Raw genomic sequence first — 3,428 nt, 5'->3', positions numbered from 1 at the left:
CCCCACGCCCGATCTGACAACGTTGGTTTTGTCGGATTACGGCTGCGGCTAATCCGACAACCAAAATCTCCGCTAAAACTCAGAATCCTGCATGCCCAGCGCCGTAGTATCCACAGCACTCAGTAACCCGGATAGGCTGAGCACTTTCGGCAATTCATACCGCGCAAAATATTCACAGGCTTTCACCTTACCCTCGTAAAATTCCGCTGTCTGCTCACCGTTTCCTTCCAGTCCGGCAACGGCCTTGATGGCCTGTCTCAGCCAGAGCCAGCCGACGACGGTGTGGCCGAAGGCTTCGAGGTAAAGCGAGGCGTTGGCCAGAGCTTTTTCCACGTTGCCGTTGGCTTTCTCGGCGTTGATGGCGTCTGTTGCTGTGGCCATGGCTTTCACTGCCTGGTCCAGATGATCGGCGCAGGTCGCCAGCCGTTCGATACCACGGGCCTCGCCGATGGTGGCTTCGATCCGGCGCATCAACTCCTCATAGAACCCGCCGCCGGCCATGGAGACTTTGCGGCCCAGCAGGTCGATGCCCTGGATGCCGTGGGTGCCTTCGTGGATGGGGTTGAGGCGGTTGTCGCGGTAGAACTGCTCCACCGGGTATTCCCGAGTGTAGCCATAGCCACCGTGCACCTGGATCGCCAGGCTGTTGGCTTCCAGGCAGAACTGGGACGGCCAGGACTTGATGACTGGCGTTAGCAGATCCAGTAGACCGGCGGCGACTTTGCGCTCGCCTTCGGTGGTCCCATGTTTTTTCTCGTCCACCAGCATGGCGCCTTGCAGACACAGTGCCAGACCACCTTCCACGTATGCTTTCTGGGTCAGCAGCATACGGCGAATATCGGCGTGGCGGATCAGTGGCACTTGCGGGGAGTTGGGATCCTTCTCGCCGACCGGGCGACCCTGCTTGCGATCACGGGCGTAGTCGAGGGCGTGGAGGTAGCCAGTGTAGCCGAGCATGACTGAACCGAGGCCGACGCCGATGCGGGCTTCGTTCATCATGTGGAACATGGCCGCCAGGCCGTTGTTGGGCTCGCCCACCAGGTAACCCACGGCACCGTCTTTCTCACCGAAGTTGAGCATGGTGGAAGTGGTGCCGCGATAGCCCATTTTATGAATCAGCCCCGCCAGCGCGACGTCGTTGCGTTCGCCCAGGCTGCCTTCCTCATTAACCAGGACCTTAGGCACGATAAACAGGGAAATGCCTTTCACCCCGGGAGGGGCATCCGGCAAGCGGGCGAGCACCATGTGGATGATGTTGTCGCTCAGCTCATGGTCACCGGCGGAAATGAAGATCTTGTTGCCGAACAGGCGATAGCTGCCGTCCTCCTGCGGTTCCGCGCGGGTGCGCAAGTCGCCGAGGGAAGAACCGGAATGGGGCTCCGTCAGGCACATGGTGCCGAAAAACCGGCCGGCCATCATCGGTTCAGCGTATGTCTTCTGCTGGTGTTCATTGCCCTGGGCCATGATCAGATTCGCCGCCGCAATCGTCAGCCCGGCGTAGCCCTGTGTGCCCACGTTCGCGCCCTTGAGCATGCCCACACACATCTGGGCCACCGCTGCGGGAAGCTGCATGCCGCCACGTTCGAAGTCCTGACCGGCGGCCATCAGGCCGGTGTCCCGTAGCACATCCAGTGCTTTTTTGACTTCCGGACGCATCTCCACCCGACCGTTCTCGAATCTGGGCTCTTCTTCGTCGACCAGGCGGGCGTGAGGCGCAAACTCTTCCGCGGCTACTTTCAGCGACAGGTCCAGAGCGGCCTGCAGGGTTTCCCGATTGTGCTCGGCATAGCGTTCATAGCCCAGGGTCTGTTCGACTTCGTAGAGTTCGAACAGCTGGAACGCAAGGTCCTGGGTGTTGATGATTTTTTGTTGCATGGCCTCATTACCCTTGGCGTGAATTAACACGGTAGCCTGCCAGCCTGGAGTCTGGTCCTGCGGTGGGGATGCCTTTTCTTATGGGAAAAGAACTCGCTTCGCTCAGACACCTTTATCCCGTCAGAAAAGGCATCCCCACCCCATGACCGGCCCGGCTGCACAGTTATATCCACTGACATCCGTCACTGATCATTTCTATGAGTCGTAGGTCGGGTTAGCCAACGGCGTAACCCGACAGTCGGATTACGGCTGCGCCTAATCCGACCTACGTGCCTTAAACTACCTCGAACAGGCCGGCAGCCCCCTGACCGCCGCCGATGCACATGGTAACCACCACATATTTCGCGCCACGACGCTTGCCTTCAATCAGGGCGTGGCCGGTCAGGCGGGAACCGGTGACACCGTATGGGTGACCCACAGCGATGGAGCCACCATTGACGTTCAGTTTTTCCATGGGAATGCCCAGACGATCGCGGCAGTAGACCACCTGCGAAGCGAAGGCTTCGTTCAGTTCCCACAGATCGATGTCATCCATCTTCAGACCACTGCGCTCCAGCAGACGCGGAATGGCGAAGACCGGGCCGATGCCCATTTCGTCTGGCTCACAGCCAGCCACGGCAAAGCCGCGGAAGATGCCGATGGGTTCGATGTTGTTTTTCTCGGCGTACGTGGAGTTCATCACCGTGCACACAGACGCACCGTCAGACAGCTGCGACGCGTTGCCGGCCGTGACGAACTGATCGTCCCCACGCACCGGATTCAGACCCTGCAGGCCTTCCAGCGTGGTGTTGGGACGGTTGCACTCATCACGGGTCAGAGTGACGTCTTTATGACTGACCTCCCCGGTTTCCTTGTCTTTCACCATCATGGTGGCGTCGAAGGGCACGATTTCGTCGTCGAACTTGCCGGCTTCCTGAGCGGCGGCGGTGCGCTGCTGGGAGATCAGGGCGTACTCGTCCTGGGACTCACGGGTAACGCCGTATCGCTGGGCGACGATGTCGGCAGTCTCAATCATCGACAGGTACAGCTCAGGCTTGTTCTTCATCAGCCACTCGTTGGTGGCATGGAAGCTGTTGAGCTTGTCGTTCTGCACCATCGAAATGGATTCGACACCGCCCGCAACCATGGCCGGAACCTTCTCAGAGATCACTCGCTGAGACGCCATGGCAATGGCCTGCAGACCAGAGCTGCAGAAACGGTTGATGGAAACACCAGCGGTAGTGACCGGCAGACCGGCGCGGATGGCGGCCAGACGTGCCATGTTCTTGCCCTGGGCACCTTCGTGGAAAGTGGCGCCGAGGATCACATCTTCGACAATGGCCGGGTCAATACCCGCACGCTGCACCGCGTGCTGGATAACGTGGCCAGCCAGGTCCACGCTGTGGGTGTTGTTCAGGGCGCCACGGTAGGATTTACCGAGGCCGGTACGGGCGGTGGAAACAATAACGGCATCAGACATAACAGTGTCCTTCATAATTGGTGTACAGGTAGGTCGGATTAGCGAAGCGTAATCCGACACCCGGTTGAGCATTTTCGCCAGCATTGTCGGATTA

Annotated in this window: 2 protein-coding genes; both read right to left on the bottom strand. The window is 59.4% G+C overall.

Annotated features, from left to right (window positions below; translation table 11 throughout):
* Window positions 1–72 precede the first annotated feature (72 nt).
* Entirely contained in the window at window positions 73–1,875 is a 1,803-nt protein-coding gene (locus ACJO5Y_RS09745; RefSeq protein ID WP_406986742.1) for an acyl-CoA dehydrogenase, read from the bottom strand.
* A gap of 274 nt (window positions 1,876–2,149) precedes the next feature.
* Window positions 2,150–3,334, bottom strand: coding sequence for an acetyl-CoA C-acyltransferase (locus tag ACJO5Y_RS09740; RefSeq protein ID WP_406986739.1), 1,185 nt, complete (start codon window positions 3,332–3,334; stop codon window positions 2,150–2,152).
* Window positions 3,335–3,428: the final 94 nt, after the last annotated feature.

This window comes from Marinobacter alkalisoli, assembly GCF_045449855.1.
Lineage (GTDB): Bacteria > Pseudomonadota > Gammaproteobacteria > Pseudomonadales > Oleiphilaceae > Marinobacter.
Note: the sequence above shows the minus strand (reverse complement) of the source record. Positions and strands in the feature narration are given on the sequence as shown.

Excerpts from the sequence above, each read along its gene's own strand:
- ACJO5Y_RS09745 (WP_406986742.1), bottom strand. The coding sequence starts at position 1,875 with ATGCAACAAAAAATCATCAACACCCAGGACCTTGCGTTCCAGCTGTTC.
- ACJO5Y_RS09740 (WP_406986739.1), bottom strand. The coding sequence starts at position 3,334 with ATGTCTGATGCCGTTATTGTTTCCACCGCCCGTACCGGCCTCGGTAAA.